Origin of the sequence: Streptomyces neyagawaensis (genome assembly GCF_023516595.1) — a bacterium.
In the GTDB taxonomy this organism is placed as follows: Bacteria; Actinomycetota; Actinomycetes; order Streptomycetales; family Streptomycetaceae; genus Streptomyces; species Streptomyces neyagawaensis.
This window is the reverse complement of record NZ_JAMGBG010000027.1, coordinates 23,080-39,114: the sequence shown is the minus strand read 5'-3', so window position 1 is coordinate 39,114 and position 16,035 is coordinate 23,080. Positions and strand designations below refer to the sequence as shown.

The 16,035-nt window shown below is 71.2% G+C and carries 15 protein-coding genes; 6 read left to right on the top strand and 9 right to left on the bottom strand.

The genetic code is table 11. The annotated features are described in order from the left end of the window. The first annotated feature begins 147 nt into the window (after positions 1-147). The 6 genes from gap (at position 148) to pgi (ending at position 6,145) form a co-directional block, all read left to right on the top strand. Positions 148-1,158, top strand: a complete 1,011-nt coding sequence (gap, locus tag M8J73_RS14055; protein ID WP_055538514.1) for a type I glyceraldehyde-3-phosphate dehydrogenase — start codon at positions 148-150, stop codon at positions 1,156-1,158. Between the two features lie 134 nt (positions 1,159-1,292). Continuing rightward, a complete protein-coding gene (locus M8J73_RS14050; RefSeq protein ID WP_055538515.1) occupies positions 1,293-2,504 on the top strand; it encodes a phosphoglycerate kinase in 1,212 nt (403 codons plus the stop codon). A gap of 39 nt (positions 2,505-2,543) precedes the next feature. Beyond that, complete coding sequence (tpiA, locus tag M8J73_RS14045) at positions 2,544-3,299, top strand: triose-phosphate isomerase (RefSeq protein ID WP_055538516.1); 756 nt, start codon at positions 2,544-2,546, stop codon at positions 3,297-3,299. A gap of 158 nt (positions 3,300-3,457) precedes the next feature. After that, the gene (gene secG, locus M8J73_RS14040; RefSeq protein WP_055514354.1) at positions 3,458-3,688 is read left to right on the top strand and encodes a preprotein translocase subunit SecG; all 231 of its coding nucleotides are present in this window, start codon (positions 3,458-3,460) and stop codon (positions 3,686-3,688) included. Positions 3,689-3,912: 224 nt separating this feature from the next. Further along, positions 3,913-4,248, top strand: a complete 336-nt coding sequence (locus M8J73_RS14035; protein WP_003957010.1) for an RNA polymerase-binding protein RbpA — start codon at positions 3,913-3,915, stop codon at positions 4,246-4,248. Between the two features lie 241 nt (positions 4,249-4,489). Then, on the top strand, positions 4,490-6,145 hold the full coding sequence (pgi, locus tag M8J73_RS14030; RefSeq protein ID WP_055538517.1) for a glucose-6-phosphate isomerase: 1,656 nt from the start codon (positions 4,490-4,492) through the stop codon (positions 6,143-6,145). 114 nt (positions 6,146-6,259) lie between these two features. On the opposite strand, the gene fabG is transcribed toward pgi, so the two are convergent. From fabG to M8J73_RS13985, 9 genes are read right to left on the bottom strand one after another with little or no spacing between them, the layout of a single operon-like run. Further along, positions 6,260-6,976: a 3-oxoacyl-ACP reductase FabG gene (gene fabG / locus M8J73_RS14025; RefSeq protein ID WP_055538518.1), complete on the bottom strand. Its 717-nt coding sequence runs from the start codon at positions 6,974-6,976 to the stop codon at positions 6,260-6,262. Further along, positions 6,969-8,435: a nitrosuccinate lyase gene (locus M8J73_RS14020; RefSeq protein ID WP_249828705.1), complete on the bottom strand. Its 1,467-nt coding sequence runs from the start codon at positions 8,433-8,435 to the stop codon at positions 6,969-6,971. Before M8J73_RS14020 ends, fabG begins: the two co-directional genes overlap by 8 nt. 30 nt (positions 8,436-8,465) lie before the next feature. Beyond that, entirely contained in the window at positions 8,466-10,394 is a 1,929-nt protein-coding gene (locus M8J73_RS14015; RefSeq protein WP_055537522.1) for an FAD/NAD(P)-binding protein, read from the bottom strand. Further along, the gene (avaA7, locus tag M8J73_RS14010; protein WP_055537521.1) at positions 10,391-11,314 is read right to left on the bottom strand and encodes a 3-diazoavenalumate denitrifying reductase; all 924 of its coding nucleotides are present in this window, start codon (positions 11,312-11,314) and stop codon (positions 10,391-10,393) included. Before avaA7 ends, M8J73_RS14015 begins: the two co-directional genes overlap by 4 nt. A gap of 3 nt (positions 11,315-11,317) precedes the next feature. After that, on the bottom strand, positions 11,318-11,860 hold the full coding sequence (locus M8J73_RS14005; RefSeq protein WP_055537520.1) for a hypothetical protein: 543 nt from the start codon (positions 11,858-11,860) through the stop codon (positions 11,318-11,320). Then, the gene (gene avaA6 / locus M8J73_RS14000) at positions 11,857-13,554 is read right to left on the bottom strand and encodes a 3-aminoavenalumate diazotase (RefSeq protein WP_055537519.1); all 1,698 of its coding nucleotides are present in this window, start codon (positions 13,552-13,554) and stop codon (positions 11,857-11,859) included. Before avaA6 ends, M8J73_RS14005 begins: the two co-directional genes overlap by 4 nt. Next, positions 13,541-14,470, bottom strand: a complete 930-nt coding sequence (locus M8J73_RS13995; RefSeq protein WP_240501065.1) for a hypothetical protein — start codon at positions 14,468-14,470, stop codon at positions 13,541-13,543. The genes avaA6 and M8J73_RS13995 overlap by 14 nt, the downstream gene beginning before the upstream one ends. Beyond that, positions 14,467-15,651 (bottom strand): beta-ketoacyl-[acyl-carrier-protein] synthase family protein, encoded by a 1,185-nt coding sequence (locus tag M8J73_RS13990; RefSeq protein WP_055537518.1) that lies wholly within the window; start codon positions 15,649-15,651, stop codon positions 14,467-14,469. Before M8J73_RS13990 ends, M8J73_RS13995 begins: the two co-directional genes overlap by 4 nt. Then, the gene (locus M8J73_RS13985) at positions 15,641-15,964 is read right to left on the bottom strand and encodes an acyl carrier protein (protein WP_240501063.1); all 324 of its coding nucleotides are present in this window, start codon (positions 15,962-15,964) and stop codon (positions 15,641-15,643) included. The genes M8J73_RS13990 and M8J73_RS13985 overlap by 11 nt, the downstream gene beginning before the upstream one ends. Between the last annotated feature and the right edge of the window lie 71 nt (positions 15,965-16,035).

Below are 16,035 nucleotides of genomic sequence, written 5' to 3'. Positions count from 1 at the left end.
CCTACTGGCGGGTACGGATCGCACCGGCATGTATAGGGCATCTCGATGTCACTCGACGGGCCCCGGGGAGGTAGGGTCGTAGGCGGTCGGGGACATCCCATACAGCTCGCCGGCACTGAGCCGGCGTACCAACGAGGAGATCGGTTCGTGACGATCCGCGTAGGCATCAACGGCTTTGGCCGCATCGGTCGTAACTACTTCCGCGCGCTGCTGGAGCAGGGTGCAGACATCGAGATCGTGGCTGTCAACGACCTGGGTGACACCGCGACCACCGCGCACCTGCTGAAGTACGACACCATCCTGGGCCGTCTCAAGGCCGAGGTGTCGCACACCGCCGACACGATCACCGTGGACGGCCACACCATCAAGGTCCTCTCCGAGCGCAACCCCGCCGACATCCCGTGGGGCGAGCTGGGCGTCGACATCGTCATCGAGTCCACCGGCATCTTCACCAAGAAGGCCGACGCCGAGAAGCACCTGGCCGGCGGCGCCAAGAAGGTCCTCATCTCGGCTCCGGCCAAGGACGAGGACATCACCGTGGTGATGGGCGTCAACCAGGACAAGTACGACCCGGCGAACCACCACGTCATCTCCAACGCCTCCTGCACCACCAACTGTGTGGCGCCGATGGCCAAGGTCCTCGACGAGAACTTCGGCATCGTCAAGGGCCTGATGACGACGGTCCACGCGTACACCAACGACCAGCGCATCCTGGACTTCCCGCACTCGGACCTGCGTCGCGCCCGCGCCGCCGCCGAGAACATCATCCCGACCACCACCGGTGCCGCGAAGGCCACCGCGCTGGTCCTGCCCCAGCTCAAGGGCAAGCTCGACGGCATCGCGATGCGTGTCCCGGTCCCGACCGGCTCGGCCACCGACCTGGTCGTGCAGCTCCAGCGCGAGGTCACCAAGGACGAGGTCAACGCCGCGTTCAAGAAGGCCTCCGAGGACGGCGACCTCAAGGGCATCCTGTTCTACACCGAGGACCAGATCGTGTCCTCGGACATCGTCAGCGACCCGGCCTCCTGCACCTTCGACGCCTCCCTGACCATGGTCCAGGAAGGCACGTCGGTGAAGATCCTCGGCTGGTACGACAACGAGTGGGGCTACTCCAACCGCCTCGTCGACCTGACGGTCTTCGTCGGCAACCAGCTCTGATCGACGGAAACAGGCACGTGAGGTGACGGCAGGGCTCGGGCGGCGCAGTGACGCGCCGCCCGGGCCCTGACTCACGTGCGAAACGGCCCTCTTACGATCACGAGCACCACAAGTCCTCTCCGGGAGTCCCCTCAATGAAGACGATCGACGAACTGCTCGCCGGCCCGGTCGCCGGAAAGCGGGTCTTCGTCCGCGCCGACCTGAACGTGCCGCTGTCCGGCACCACGATCACCGACGACGGCCGTATCCGCGCCGTCCTGCCCACCGTGAAGGCCCTCGCCGACGCGGGCGCCCGTGTGGTCGTCGCCTCGCACCTGGGCCGCCCCAAGGGCGCCCCGGACCCGGTTTTCTCGCTCGCCCCGGCCGCCGCCCGCCTCGGTGAACTCCTCGGCGCCGACGTGGCGTTCGCGACGGACACGGTCGGCGAGTCCGCCGAGGCCACCGTCACGGGCCTCGCCGACGGCCAGGTCGCCGTGCTCGAGAACCTGCGCTTCAACGCCGGCGAGACGTCGAAGGACGACGCCGAGCGCGCCGCCTTCGCGGACCGGCTCGCCGGCCTCGCCGACATCTACGTGGGCGACGGCTTCGGCGCGGTGCACCGCAAGCACGCCTCCGTCTTCGACCTTCCGGCCCGGCTGCCGCACTACGCCGGCCACCTCATCGCCACCGAGGTCGGCGTCCTCAAGAAGCTCACCGAGGACGTCAAGCGCCCCTACGTGGTCGCGCTCGGCGGCGCCAAGGTCTCCGACAAGCTCGCCGTCATCGACCAGCTGCTCGGCAAGGCCGACCGCATCCTCATCGGCGGTGGCATGGCGTACACCTTCCTCAAGGCCCAGGGGTACGAGATCGGCAGCTCCCTCCTCCAGGAGGACCAGCTCCCCGCCGTCGCGGAGTACCTGGAGCGCGCCGAGAAGACCGGCGTCGAGCTGGTCCTGCCCGTCGACGCCCTCGTGTCGTCCGCGTTCCCGGACCTGAAGGCCAAGGCCCCGGCCCACCCCACCTCCGTCGCCGCGGACGCCATCCCGGCCGACCAGATGGGTCTGGACATCGGTCCGGAGACCCGCAAGCTGTACGCCTCGAAGATCGCCGACGCGGCCACCGTCTTCTGGAACGGGCCGATGGGCGTCTTCGAGCACCCCGATTTCGCCGAGGGCACCAAGGCGGTCGCCCAGGCTCTCCTCGACTCCGAGGCGTTCACGGTCGTCGGCGGCGGAGACTCCGCCGCGGCCGTGCGCATCCTGGGCTTCGACGAGAACGCATTCGGCCACATCTCGACCGGTGGCGGCGCCTCCCTCGAATACCTCGAGGGCAAGACGCTCCCCGGACTCGCCGCACTGGAGGACTGACCCTCGATGACTGCTGTTGAAAACGGCCGCCTGCCCCTGATGGCGGGCAACTGGAAGATGAACCTCAACCACCTCGAGGCCATCGCCCACGTCCAGAAGCTCGCCTTCGCCCTGGCCGACAAGGACTACGAGGCCTGCGAGGTCGCGGTCCTGCCCCCCTTCACCGACCTGCGGTCCGTGCAGACCCTCGTCGACGGCGACAAGCTCAAGATCAAGTACGGTGCCCAGGACCTGTCGGCCCACGACTCCGGCGCCTACACCGGCGAGATCTCCGGCTCGATGCTGGCCAAGCTCAAGTGCACCTTCGTGGCGGTCGGCCACTCCGAGCGCCGCCAGTACCACCACGAGACCGACGAGCTCGTCAACGCCAAGGTCAAGGCGGCCTTCAAGCACGGCCTCACCCCGATCCTCTGCGTCGGTGAGGAGCTGGAGGTCCGCGAGGCGGGCAACCACGTCTCCCACACCCTCGCCCAGGTCGAGGGCGGCCTCAAGGACGTTCCCGCCGAGCACGCCGAGACCGTCGTCATCGCCTACGAGCCCGTGTGGGCCATCGGCACCGGCAAGGTCTGCGGCGCCGAGGACGCCCAGGAGGTCTGCGCGGCCATCCGTGCCAAGCTGGCCGAGCTGTACAGCCAGGATCTGGCCGACCGGGTCCGCATCCAGTACGGCGGCTCCGTCAAGGCCGGCAACGTCGCCGAGATCATGGCCCAGGCCGACATCGACGGCGCCCTCGTCGGCGGCGCCTCCCTGGACGCGGACGAGTTCGTCAAGATCGTGCGCTTCCGTGACCAGTGAGCCGTCGGGACGCGACACCGGATCAGAGCGTCCCGACGGCGATCAGGGAAAGGTGAGTAGGCGCTAGCGACGTAACGTCGTAGTCTTGCGGGGGCATGGCTCAGCCGCCATGCCCCTGTCGTCCATCCAGATCCGAGGAAGTTGGTCCAGCCGTGGTTATGGGGTTCTCGATCGCCCTGATCGTCTTCAGCGGGTTGCTGATGCTGCTGGTGCTGATGCACAAGGGCAAGGGCGGCGGCCTCTCCGACATGTTCGGTGGCGGCATGCAGTCGTCCGTCGGCGGCTCCTCGGTCGCCGAGCGCAACCTCGACCGGATCACCGTGGTGGTCGGTCTGCTGTGGTTCGCGTGCATTGTCGTACTCGGCATCCTCATGAAGGTCAACAACTGACCCTCGGGTCCGCGTAGGACAACGCGTCACGGACGCACCAATCCGCACGTAAAGCCCCATGCTGGGTACGCGACTTCGAGCGCGGCCTATCATGGGGCTTGCGTCTGGGATGGGATGTAACTCCAATCACTGGACGCGCGTTGGGCCTTACGTAGACTGAGGCGCTCGCAGCGAAGCGAAACGCCGACTCGCTTCGCCGCACCATCACGCAGGGAGTTACGACCGTGGCAAGTGGCAACGCGATCCGAGGAAGCCGGGTCGGGGCGGGGCCGATGGGCGAAGCCGAGCGCGGCGAGTCCGCACCCCGGCTTCGCATCTCCTTCTGGTGCTCCAACGGACACGAGACCCAGCCGAGCTTCGCAAGCGACGCGCAGGTCCCCGACACCTGGGACTGCCCGCGCTGCGGCTTCCCGGCCGGACAGGACCGGGACAACCCGCCGGACCCACCGCGCACCGAGCCCTACAAGACGCACCTCGCGTATGTGCGGGAGCGACGCAGCGACGCGGACGGCGAGGCGATCCTCGCCGAGGCGCTCGCCAAACTGCGGGGCGAGATCTAGGAAGTGCGGCCGGCCGGGCACCCCAGGGTGTCCGGCCGTAGTCGTTCGCCGGGCACCGCTTTCCCTCCTGTTCGCCTCCTGTCCCTCGACACGCTGACACCGGTGCGCACGGCCGACGTATCTCTTGTCGAGCCGGACCACGGCGGGACGACTCGCTCGTGTCGCCTCGTGATCAATTAAGTTGGGACCGGCAGCGGGGCAAGGTACGCAGGACCAGTAGGAAAGAAGGCTGAAGTCCGAGATGAACGCAGAAAGCCGTACCAGGCTCAACCAGACGCCCGAGTGGACCGCGCTGGCCGAGCACCGGGAGCAGCTGGGCGACGTACAGCTGCGGGAGCTGTTCGCGGCCGACCCCGGACGCGGCGCCGGGTACACGCTGGAGGTCGGCGATCTGCACGTCGACTACTCCAAGCACCTGGTCACCGACGAGACACTGCGGCTGCTGCGGGAGCTGGCCGCCGCGACCGACGTGTTCGGACTGCGGGACGCCATGTTCCGCGGCGAGAAGATCAACACCACCGAGGACCGCGCCGTCCTGCACACCGCGCTGCGCGCCCCGCGTGACGCGGTGATCGAGGTCGACGGCGAGAACGTGGTGTCGGCCGTGCACGCCGTCCTCGACAAGATGGCCGGCTTCGCCGAGAGGATCCGCTCCGGCGAGTGGACCGGACACACCGGCAGGCGCATCAAGAACATCGTCAACGTCGGCATCGGCGGCTCCGACCTGGGCCCGGCCATGGCGTACGAGGCGCTGCGCTCCTACACCGACCGCGACCTGGTCGTCCGCTTCGTGTCGAACGTCGACGGGGCCGACCTGCACGAGGCCGTACGGGACCTGGACGCGGCGGAGACGCTGTTCATCATCGCCTCGAAGACGTTCACCACGATCGAGACGATCACCAACGCGACCTCCGCCCGCGACTGGCTGCTGACCGAGCTGAAGGCGGGCCCCGAGGCCGTCGCCAAGCACTTCGTCGCGCTCTCGACGAACGCCGGGAAGGTGTCGGACTTCGGTATCGACACCGCCAACATGTTCGAGTTCTGGGACTGGGTCGGCGGCCGCTACTCGTTCGACTCGGCGATCGGTCTGTCGCTGATGATCGCGATCGGCCCGGACCGCTTCCGGGAGATGCTCGACGGCTTCCGGATCGTCGACGAGCACTTCCGCACCGCGCCCGCCGAGTCCAATGTGCCGCTGCTGCTGGGCCTGCTCGGCATCTGGTACGGCAACTTCCACGACGCCCAGTCCCACGCGGTCCTGCCGTACAGCCACTACCTGTCCAAGTTCACGGCGTACCTCCAGCAGCTGGACATGGAGTCCAACGGCAAGTCCGTGGGCCGCGACGGCCAGGAGGTCGAGTGGCAGACCGGGCCGGTGGTGTGGGGCACGCCCGGCACGAACGGGCAGCACGCCTACTACCAGCTGATCCACCAGGGCACGAAGCTGATCCCGGCGGACTTCATCGGCTTCGCCGAGCCGATCGCCGACCTCGGTGAGCGGTTCAGGGCCCAGCACGACCTGCTGATGGCGAACTTCTTCGCCCAGCCGCAGGCGCTGGCCTTCGGCAAGACACCGGACGAGGTGCGGGCCGAGGGCGTGCCCGAGGAACTGGTGCCGCACAAGACGTTCAAGGGCAACCACCCCACGACCACGATCCTGGCGAAGGAGCTGACCCCGTCGGTCCTCGGCCAGCTGATCGCGCTGTACGAGCACAAGGTGTTCGTCCAGGGCGCCGTCTGGAACATCGACTCCTTCGACCAGTGGGGCGTCGAGCTGGGCAAGGTCCTCGCCAAGCGGGTGGAGCCCGCCCTGACCGAGGGCGCCGAGGTGCCGGGTCTGGACGCGTCCACGCGGGCCCTGGTCGCCAAGTACCGGGAGCTGCGCGGCCGTCGGTAGTGGATCGGGTGGGGAGGGGGGAGGCTCTCCGAGCCCCTCCCCACCCTGCTCTCGGGCCCCTGCGGTGTCGGGCCCGCCGGGCTCAGCGCCCGGGCCCGGCGGGGGTGACCGGCCTCAGTGCCCCAGGCCCGCGCCTCCGTCGACCGGGATCACGGCGCCGCGCACAGAGCCGGCGCCGGCCAGGAACGCCACCGCGTCGGCGACCTCCTCGGGGTGGGCCGGCCGTCCGGCCGGGGTCTGCCGCAGCAGCTCTTTGCGCTGCTCCTCGGTGAGCGCACGGGTCATGTCCGTCTCGATCAGGCCGGGAGCCACCACGTTGCAGGTGATGTCCCGGGGGCCGAGCTCCTGGGTCAGTGACCGTGCGAAACCGACCAGACCCGCCTTCGCCGCCGCGTAGTTGGTCTGTCCGGGGTGGCCGTGCAGGGCCGCCGTGGAGGAGATCAGCACAATACGGCCATGGCGTTCCCGGAGCATTCCGCGCACCGCGCGCTGGGCGACGCGGAAGGCCCCGGTGAGGTTGGTGTCGATGACGGAGGTGAAGTCCGCTTCACTCATCCGTATCAGGAGACGGTCCTGGCTGGTGCCCGCGTTGGCGACCAGGACGGTGACCGGACCGTGGGCCGCCTCGGCCTCCTTGAAGGCCTGGTCCACCTCCTGCGCGTCCGTCACATCGCACCGCACGGAAAGAAAGCCTTCGTCGCCGGCTGGTGCCTCACTGCGGTAGGTCACCGTGACCAGGTCCCCGGCAGCCAGGAAGCGGCGGGCTATGGCCAGCCCGATTCCCCTGTTTCCCCCGGTCACCAGGACCGAGCGGGGCGTTGCCTCAGCCATCGTGCCTTCCTTCCCTTTCCTGTCCTGTCGTGGCCTGTCGCGTCGCGTTGTCGGCGTCCGCGGGATCCCATGCGCGCAGTGCCCGGTCGACCAGCGCGTCGGCCGCCCCCGTGTAGCGGGCCGGGTCGAGTAGTCCCGACAGCTCGGCGGGGGTGAAGCGCGCCGACAGCTCGGGGTGGCCGGACAGCACCTCGTTGATCGTCCGCCCCGTGTCGGCCGCCTCGGCCGAGGCGGCGGTCAGCAGCTTCTTCGCCCGCACCTTGCCGAGCACCGGGGCGAGGGCCACCGCCAGCCGCTCGGTGACGAGAGCGCCCCCGGTCAGTTCGAGGTTGGCCCGCATCCGGTCCGGGTGGACGATCAGCCCCTCGGCGAGTTCGACGGCGGTGTGCGCGGCCCCGCCCGCCAGCCGCAGTGCCTCCCGCAGGGGCTGCCACTCGGCGTGCCACGCCCCGGCGGGCCGCTCGTCCTCGGCCAGCAGACACTGGGCAAGGACGAGGGCATGGGCGGGGACCTGACGGGCGGCCGCCACGATCAGGGTGGCGAGCGCGGGGTTCCGCTTCTGCGGCATGGCGGAGGAGGCTCCGCGCCCGGCGGCCGCCGGCTCGGACACCTCACCGATCTCGGTACGGGACAGCGTCTGCACATCGAGCGCGAACTTCCCGAGCGCTCCGGTGACCAGCTGGAGCACCGCCCCCAGCTCGGCGACCGGCGTACGGACGGTGTGCCAGGGCAGTACCGGCTCGGCCAGCCCCAGCGCCTCGGCGAACGGCCCCAGCAGCTCCACCCCGCCGCGGTCAGAGGCCCGGCCGCCGGTCTCCCCGCGGTCAAGGGCCGCGTACTCGCGGTACGCGGCGAGCGTGCCCGCCGCGCCGCCGAGCTGGGCCGGGAGGGTGGACCCGACCGCCCGCACCCGGGCCAGGGCGTCGGCGACCAGCCGCAGCCAGCCCGCGGCCTTCAGGCCGAACGTGGTGGGCACCGCGTGCTGGGCCAGGGTGCGCCCGGCCAGAACGGTGTGGCGATGCGTGTCGGCCAGTGCGGCCAGGGCGGCGGCGGTGCGGTCCAGATCGGCGGCGATCAGGCCGAGTACCCGGCGGGCCACCAGCATGGCCGCCGAGTCGAGGATGTCCTGGCTGGTCGACCCCCGGTGGACGTACTCGGCGGCGGCCGCGTCCTTGGCCGCGACCACTTCGGTGAAGGCGGTGACCAGCGCCACCACCGGGTTGGCGGCGGCCCGGGCCGCGTGGGCCAGGGCGACCAGGTCCAGCCGGTCCGTACGGGCCACCGAGGCGATCGCCTCCACCGCGGCGGCGGGCGTCAGCCCCACGGCGTGCTGGGCCCGTGCCAGCGCCACCTCGGCGTCGAGCATGGCCTGCAGCCACGCCTCGTCGGTCGCCTCGGCCGCCACGGGTGTGCCCGCCCAGGTGGGGGCGAGCAGACCCGCGTCGGTGCCCACAGACATCCCGTTCACGCTCCCAGACCTCCTCTGCCCTCACGCCTGACGGGTCGTCGTGACACCTGCGCCCACCGGTGGACCGGCCTCGGCCGACCCGAGCACGGCCCGCGCGATCGCGTCCGAGTCCTCCAGCGTCACCGAGCCGACGCCCGGCCGGACGCCGACCGCCGTCACCCAGCGCACGCCCTCCGTGGGCACCCCGAAGGCGAAACGGCGCGGATGCGCCCGGCCCGCCGCGTCCACCAGCCGGGGCGGGCTCCCTGTCACCGCGAGCCCGCCCGTCTCCCAGCCGTTCAGCCGGTACGGGGCGCACCGGCCGGCGGAGAGCAGCCCACGCAGCAGCGGATCGGCGCTCCGCCGCAGATCGACAGCGGGCAGCCGCGCCTCCACCAGGGCGCTCACCAGCACCGGCGGCGCCGACACCAGCTCCGCGTCCACCAGGAACCCGCCCTCGGACTCGGAAGGCCGTACCCGCATCCCCGGACCGACCACATGCAGTACCTCGGCCTCGATCAGCGCGATCAGCTGCTCGATCCGGAAGGCCGGGGGACCGATCGAGGTGAAGGCGTTCAACGGCGTGTACCAACCGTCCAGTTCGTCCCGGTACGACGCGCCGGAGACACCGCCGTGGTCGACCACCAGCCGGATCTCGTTGCGCAGATCCCGCAGGGCGTCCAGCGCGGACTTCAGCGGTCCGGTCACATTCCCCCGGCGGGCCTCGGCGACATCCCGCCGCAGATACCCCAGCAGCCAGTGCCGGAAGTCGTCACGGTCGGCGAAGGTCCGGTCGCCGTAAGGGCGTTCGATCCGCTGCCAGTCCCACCGCTCACCGGGTGGCACCGCGTACCGGTCGAGGAGGGCCGCCGCGTCCTCCCCGGCCAGACACGCCCGTACGAACTCCGCGGCGGCCCCGGGCCCGTGGGCGGCCCGGATCCACGCCTCGTGGAAGACCGTGCGGACCTCCCGGTCGATCAGCGGCCAGATGTCGTCGCGAAAGCCGACGGGCCGGCCGCCGTCCGCCCGGCGCCGCAGCCCGGCGATGACCTCCGGTGTGAGGAACCGCGGGTGGTGGCGGCCGAGTGCGCCCTTCTCGTTCTCCCCCCGGGCGTGGTACGGCACTCCGCGCCGCGAACCGGCGTACAGGACCGGCTCGTTGCCGCTCGGGATGTACACCGGACCGGACTGGCTCTCCTTGAAGGTGCCGCCGCGGCCCTCGGTGAACAGCGCCACGAGGTCGAAGAAGTTCAGCCCCAGTCCGCGCAGCGCCACCCGTGTGCCTGGCCCGATACCGCTCAGATCGGCGTCGGCCGGGTTGCCGGGCCCCACGAAGACACCGCCGTGCCGTTCGGCGAAGGAGCGCAGCTCCCGCTCCTCAGGGCCGGGCTCCAGGTCACCGTGGCCGAGCGCCAGCACCAAGGCGTCCAGTCCGGCCAGCCGACCGCCACCCTCCAGTACGACCGTCTGCCGCCCGTCCGGGGTGTCCTCCAGCGCGACCGCGGTTGCCCGGTGCGTGTGGACCGTCACCTGGTGAGGCGCCGTGCCCAAGACGTACCGGAACACCCACTCCAGGTAGGAGCCGTGGAACGCCCGGGTCGGGTAGGTGTCCGGGCCGAGCCGCCGCGCCTCGTCCAGGAGCCGGGCCGGGTGATCCCCGGTAACCGTGCCGTCGCAGAGCATGCGCGCCCACTCGTACAGACTGGGACCCGGCACGGACGGTCCGGCGCAGTCCACGCTGTCGTCGGTGAACAGGGTCACCTGGGAGGCGACCGTGTTCATCAGCAGCTCACCGGGCTGGTCGGTCCGCCACACCGCGCCCGCGCCGGGCGGGTGAGGGTCGACCAGGTGGACCACGATCCTGCGGTGAGCCCCGTCGCCGGCGTTGGCGCAGATCCGCTCCAGTACCGAGAGCCCGCGCGGACCGGCACCGATCACACCGACGGCGAGAGAGTCACTGGCTCCGGTCATTCCCGGCCCAGCCCGTCGCGCCAGCTCGGCCGCAGCGGCTTCCAGCCCAGCGCCGTACGGGCCCGGTCATTGGCCGCGCCGTGCGCCGCGGTCATCTGATGGGCCACGAACCAGCCGAGCAGCCGGGGCGCGAGCGCCGCCGGGACGGTACGGGGGGACGGCCCGCCCAGCACCTGTGCGTAGTGCGGCAGCCACTGGGCGGCCGGGGCCGGCTCGTCGTCGGTCACATGGAACACCCCGGTGGCCTCCGATTCGACGGCCGCGACCGTGGCCCCCACGGCGTCCTCCACGTGCAGGAACGACGTGATCCCGGCACCGTCCCCGGGCAGCGGGAGCTGTCCGGCCAGCACCGCCTGGGCCGCCCCGCCGTCGCGGGCGTACAGGGTGCCGGGGCCGTACAGCGTGCCGTACCGCAGCACCACCCCGGCGAGCGGCCCGCTGTCCCGTACCAGCCGCTCCAGCTCGGCGACGGCCCCTACGGTGGCGGCCCAGCCGGGATCGGGCGCGTCCACGTACAGCGGCGCGTCCTCGTCGAGGACCGGCTCCCCGGCCGGGGCGGCGGCGAAGGCGATGGACTGCGCGACCAGCCGCCGCGCACCGGCCGCCCGGGCCGCCTCGACGAGGTTGGCGGTGCCCTCGGTGCGCAGCCGCGCGGTGAGGGTGAAGGCCGCCACCGGGTCGTCGTCCAGCAGCCGCAGCGCCGTCATCTGATGGACGACCACCTCGGGCCGGGCGGCCGACACCGCCGACAGCAGGGCCTCGCGGTCGAGGGCGTCGGCGACCACGACGCCGTCCGCCTCCGGAGCCCGCTCCCGCGACTCCGGGCGTACCAGCGCGCTCACCTCGTGGCCCCGGGCCCGCAGTGCGCCCACCAGCGGGTGTCCGATCACTCCGGTGGCCCCGGCGACGAGAATACGCATGGTTCAGTCCTCCGTTTCGGTGGAGAGGGGAGTGGCGACCCGCATGAGCAGACGGCACGCCTTGTCGCCGTCCCGCAGACAGCTCTCGGCCCGGTTCTCGGTCAGGGTCACGCCGAGCCCTTCGGCCCAGCCGGCGTGGATGTCGGTGCACGGGCACTGGTAGCCGTCCAGGGAACCGGCCATCCGCAGCATGGTGATGGCGAAGTTCCGCGTCAGCGTGCGCACGATCAGATCGTCGCCCTCCACCTCCGTGGAGGCGTTGCGCAGTTCGCGCGGGAACATCCGGTCACCGCACTCGTCGTACCGGCGGCGCAGCTCCGCGAGGTCCTTGCCCGGGTCACCGCTGTCGGGGAGCACGCCCCACTGCCGGGCGACGCGCTGCCCGATCTGGAACGCGACCTTGCGAATCGCCTCGGCGTTGATCTCGTTCGCGGCCTCCTGCCCGAACCGCTTGGCCACCCCCTGGTACCAGTGGGCGTCGTGCTGCCACCACAGCCGGTAGGCCTCCACCGTCTGGGCACGGTGGTTGACCTCGCTCGTGCTCATGCGTGCTCCTTGGTGGCGACCGTGCCGGCCGCGTCAGCGGCGAGCCGGTCGCGCATCACTCGTTTGAGGACCTTTCCGGTGGCGCCCTTGGCCACGTCGTCGCCCTTCATGGGCAGGGCGTGGGTCACCGGGGGGAATCCGGCGTCCGCCAGGATCGCGTTGACCCGCTCGGTCCACGCCTCGTCACCGTCGACGCCGGTGCCGTCGGCCGCGTCGTCGTGCGCGAGCTGGAGCAGCACACGCGCCTCGGCTTCCCCGTCGCCGTCCCAGTCCGCCCGTACGCCTTCCGGGGCGATGCCCACGACGGTGCAGTCCACGAGCTCCGGGATCTCCCGCAGCAGCAGTTCCTCGGTGCGGGTGCTGAACAGGACGCCGCCCCGGGTCCGGATGGCGTCAGTGGCCCGGTCCAGGTGGTAGAAGTTGCCCTTCTCGTCCTGGTAGGCGAGGTCGCCGGGGAGCCAGTAGCCGCCCAGCCGCATCCGGTTCCAGGTCAGGGAGTCGTTCCAGTAACCCGGCGTGAGCGTGGGTGACTTCAGCCCGAGGCGGCCGATCTGCCCGGGCGGCAGCGGGGTGCCGTCCTCGGCCAGCACGGCGGCCTCGGCGTAGCCGACCACCTTGCCGACGCAGCGCGAGTACGCCGAGGTGTCCTTGGTGTGCACGATGCGGAAGACCGAGTTGCCGAGCTCCGATGTGCCGAGGCCGTCCACGAAGACCGAACCCTCGACCCGGGTGAGGCGCAGGTCCCGGCCCATCTTCTGGTGGTGGCCGTACTGCACCAGGGTGCGGATGTGCGCCTCGTGCGCCGCGTCCCCGGTGTTGAACCACGACCGCACGCTCGACAGGTCGCGGGCGGCGAGGTCCTCGGCGGCCATCTCACCGAAGGTCCCGGCGAAGGCCAGCACCGTGGTGGGCCGGAACTCCTCGATGGCGTCGAGCACGTCGGTGCCGCGCTGGCTGGAGAGCAGCTTGATGTCCGCACGCAGCAACAGGCATTTCAGCAGCGTCGAGATGGACGCGTTGTGCGGTCCGGGCAGCGCCACCAGTGTGCGCTCCATGTCGGCCCCGGTGGAGTAGCCCAGGCTGTGCAACTGGGAGTACAACAGCGTCCGGTGGGTGTGCGGCACGCCCTTGGGCATGCCGGTGGTGCCGGAGGAGTGCGTGATGATCACCGGATCGGTGGGGTCGTGCCGATACGGGTACGACTGCGGGAGCAGTTCGCGGTGCTTCGGCCGGATGTCGACGGCGGTCACCGAGAAGCCGAGTCCCGACTCCGAGAACACGTCGTGGTGCTCGGCGTCCGTGAACACGCCCACCGCGCCCTGACGGCGCACGTACTCCCGAGCGATGTCCGGGCGCAGATTGCCGTTGACGAGCGACGGGATCGCGCCGAGGGACGTCAGGGCCAGGTAGTTCACCGCGTTCTCCGCACTGGAGTACGAGTGCACGGCGACCGGGTCGCGCGGCTTGACACCGTGGGCGGCGTACCAGCCCGCGTACGTTTCGACGACCACGTGCAGCTGTCCGAGCGTCAGTACCTCGGGACGGCTGCCGTCCGGTGCCTGCCAGGTGCCGTCCGTCCACAGGGCGGGCTCGTCGAGCGAGCGGTCGTACGCCTTCAGACGGTCCAGGACGTTACCGGCGCCGAGTTCCGTGTCGGCGCAGATCCGCGACCGCTCCTGCTTACTGATGAGCATGGCTCTCCGTCTCGTTCGTTCCGGGCGCATGCGCGGTGAGGGTGAACGCGGCCGGGCCGTGCCACTCGGCCGGGTCCGTGGCCAGCAGGTGGCTGCCACCGTGCCGCAGCAGTCGGCGGTGGGCGGCGGCCAGGTCGAACAGGCCCTGGATGCTCCCGGAGTGCCCGGCTGCCCCGGGGTTCTCGGCATGGTCGGCGACGTCGTACGGTTCGGCCGGCCGGACCGACACGGGTGCCTCGGCGCCCGGCCGGCCGAGCAGCACAGCCGCTGCCAGACCGGCGGACGCGGGCGTGTCCGGCTCGGGGCGGCCGGTGCCCGCGGCCAGTTCCCGGTGCACGGCGGCCACACGCTCGCCGCCGCCCAGCTCCACGCCCAGCACCAGCACGCGGTCGAGCTCCGGGTCCTCCAGGAGCAGATCCGCCATGGCCAGCAGTTCGGTCACCGGGTCATCGAGGGTGGAGAGGCTGAACATCTGCGCGGTGATCCGGAACTCCCGGCTGAGATAGCCCAGTACGGAGTTGGCGGTGGCCTGCATGAACAGCAGCGGGTTGTGGACCCGACCGGCGACCATGCGCTGACCGGCCAGATCCTCGGTGGTGGTGTCACCCTGCAAACTGGCCAGGACGACCGCGGTGCGTGAGCCGTCTCCGGGCCGTTCGGTCAGACACCGTCTGCTGACCTCGTACGCCAGCGGGCTGAAGACCGACTCCACGAAGCCGGACAGTCTGGGCAGCGGGGTGTCGTCGTCCCCGCCGGTGCCGTGGGTCGCGGTGGCGGTCGCGAGGATGCCGAGGGGCGAGCGGAGCACCGCTTTTTCGGCGTTCTCCGCCTTCTCCGCCTTCTCGGCGTTCTCCGCCTCCCGTGCTTTTCCGGCCTCGCCGGCCTTCTCGACGCTGTCGACGTTCCCGGTCGTCATGGCCGCTCCAGGACGAGTGCGGTGTTGGCGCCACCGAAGGCGGCGTTGATGGTCAGGGCCCGGCGCAGGTCGGCCGGGCGCGGTGAGTTCGGCACGTAGTCCAGGTCGCACTCCGGGTCCGGCCGGGTGAACCCGGCGGTCGGCGGCAGTACGCCGTCCATCACGGCCAGCATCGTGATCACGAACTCCACGACGCCGGCCGCCTGCAGGAGGTGGCCGGTGGTGCCCTTGGTGGAGCTGACCGGTATCGACTCGGCCCGCTCCGGGAAGGCGGCCCGCAGGCCACGGGTCTCGGCCGCGTCGTTGTACTTGGTGCCGGTGCCATGGGCGTTGACGTACCCGAGGGTGGAGCCGTCCGCGTCGCCGGCGAGCCGCAGCGCCTGGCGCGCGGCCGCCGCCAGCCCGGCACCCTCGGGGTGCGGCTGGGCGATGTGGTGGGCGTCCGTGGCCGCGCCCCAGCCCACCACGTTCACCAGCGGCCGGGCACCACGGCGCCGGGCGTGCTCGGCGGACTCCAGCACCACGACGGCCACCCCGTCGCCGAGCAGCAGTCCACTGCGGTCGACGCTGAACGGGCGCACCATGCCGTCGCGGGACAACGCCCGGCCGGAGTCGAACTTGCCGAACGTCGCCTCCTCCACCAGATAAGCGCCCGCGCAGACCGCCACGTCGATCCGGCCGGAGGAGATCAGCCGGCAGGCGTGGATGATCGCGGCGGCGGAGGCGACACAGGCGTTGGTGAAGGTGAGCCGGGGCCCGGTCAGTCCCAGCCCCCCGGCCAGTTGCTCGGCCAGGTGTGCGGGCACGGCGTCGGCGGCCCGCTCCATCGCCTCGCCCGCGCCCGGTGCGGAGCCGGCGGCGGCTTGCCAGTGGTGGGTGATGCTGGTGGTGTCACCGACGGTGCCGAGCAGGACCGCTGCCTCCGTGCCCGAGGGCAGGCCCGCCATGTCGAGGCCTTCCGTTCCGCACTCGGCGAGCGCGTGGCGCAGTGCCCAGCCCTCGACCGCGTCGGGTCCGTCCGGGGCGGCGGCCGCCATCGGCGTACGGTACGGGCCGGTGTCGAACCTGGTGGTGGGCGTGAACGCGGGGACTCCCGCGAAGACCCCGCGCCGCAGGGCGTCGGCGCCCGTGCCGAACGCCGTGCGGACGCCGAATCCGGTCACCGTCACTTCACCGCTCATCGCCGCGACCTCCCCTTCCGTCCTCGTCCCCGGCCATCTCCCCGTCCCCGTCCTGCTGACTTTCCGGGTCCTGCGCCCGGGCGGCGGTGTTCAGGTAGTCGGTGATCCGCCGCAGCGAGGTGAGTCCGGCGATGTCGGCGTCGGTGGGTTCGACGATCAGGGCGTAGCGCTCTTCCATCTCGTGCAGCAGCCAGATCAGGCCGAGCGAGTCGAGCACCAGTTCCGCGTCCTCGTCGAGGTCGGTCGGCAGCCCGGGGAAGATCTTCGGGTCCGACAGCAGGTCCCGGATGGTTTCGGTGGTGAGGAGAGACATGAGGGATGTGGGGGAAGTGGGGGATGTGGGGGGCCTGGAGGACATGGGTGTCAGCGCGGAGGTTCCGGAGT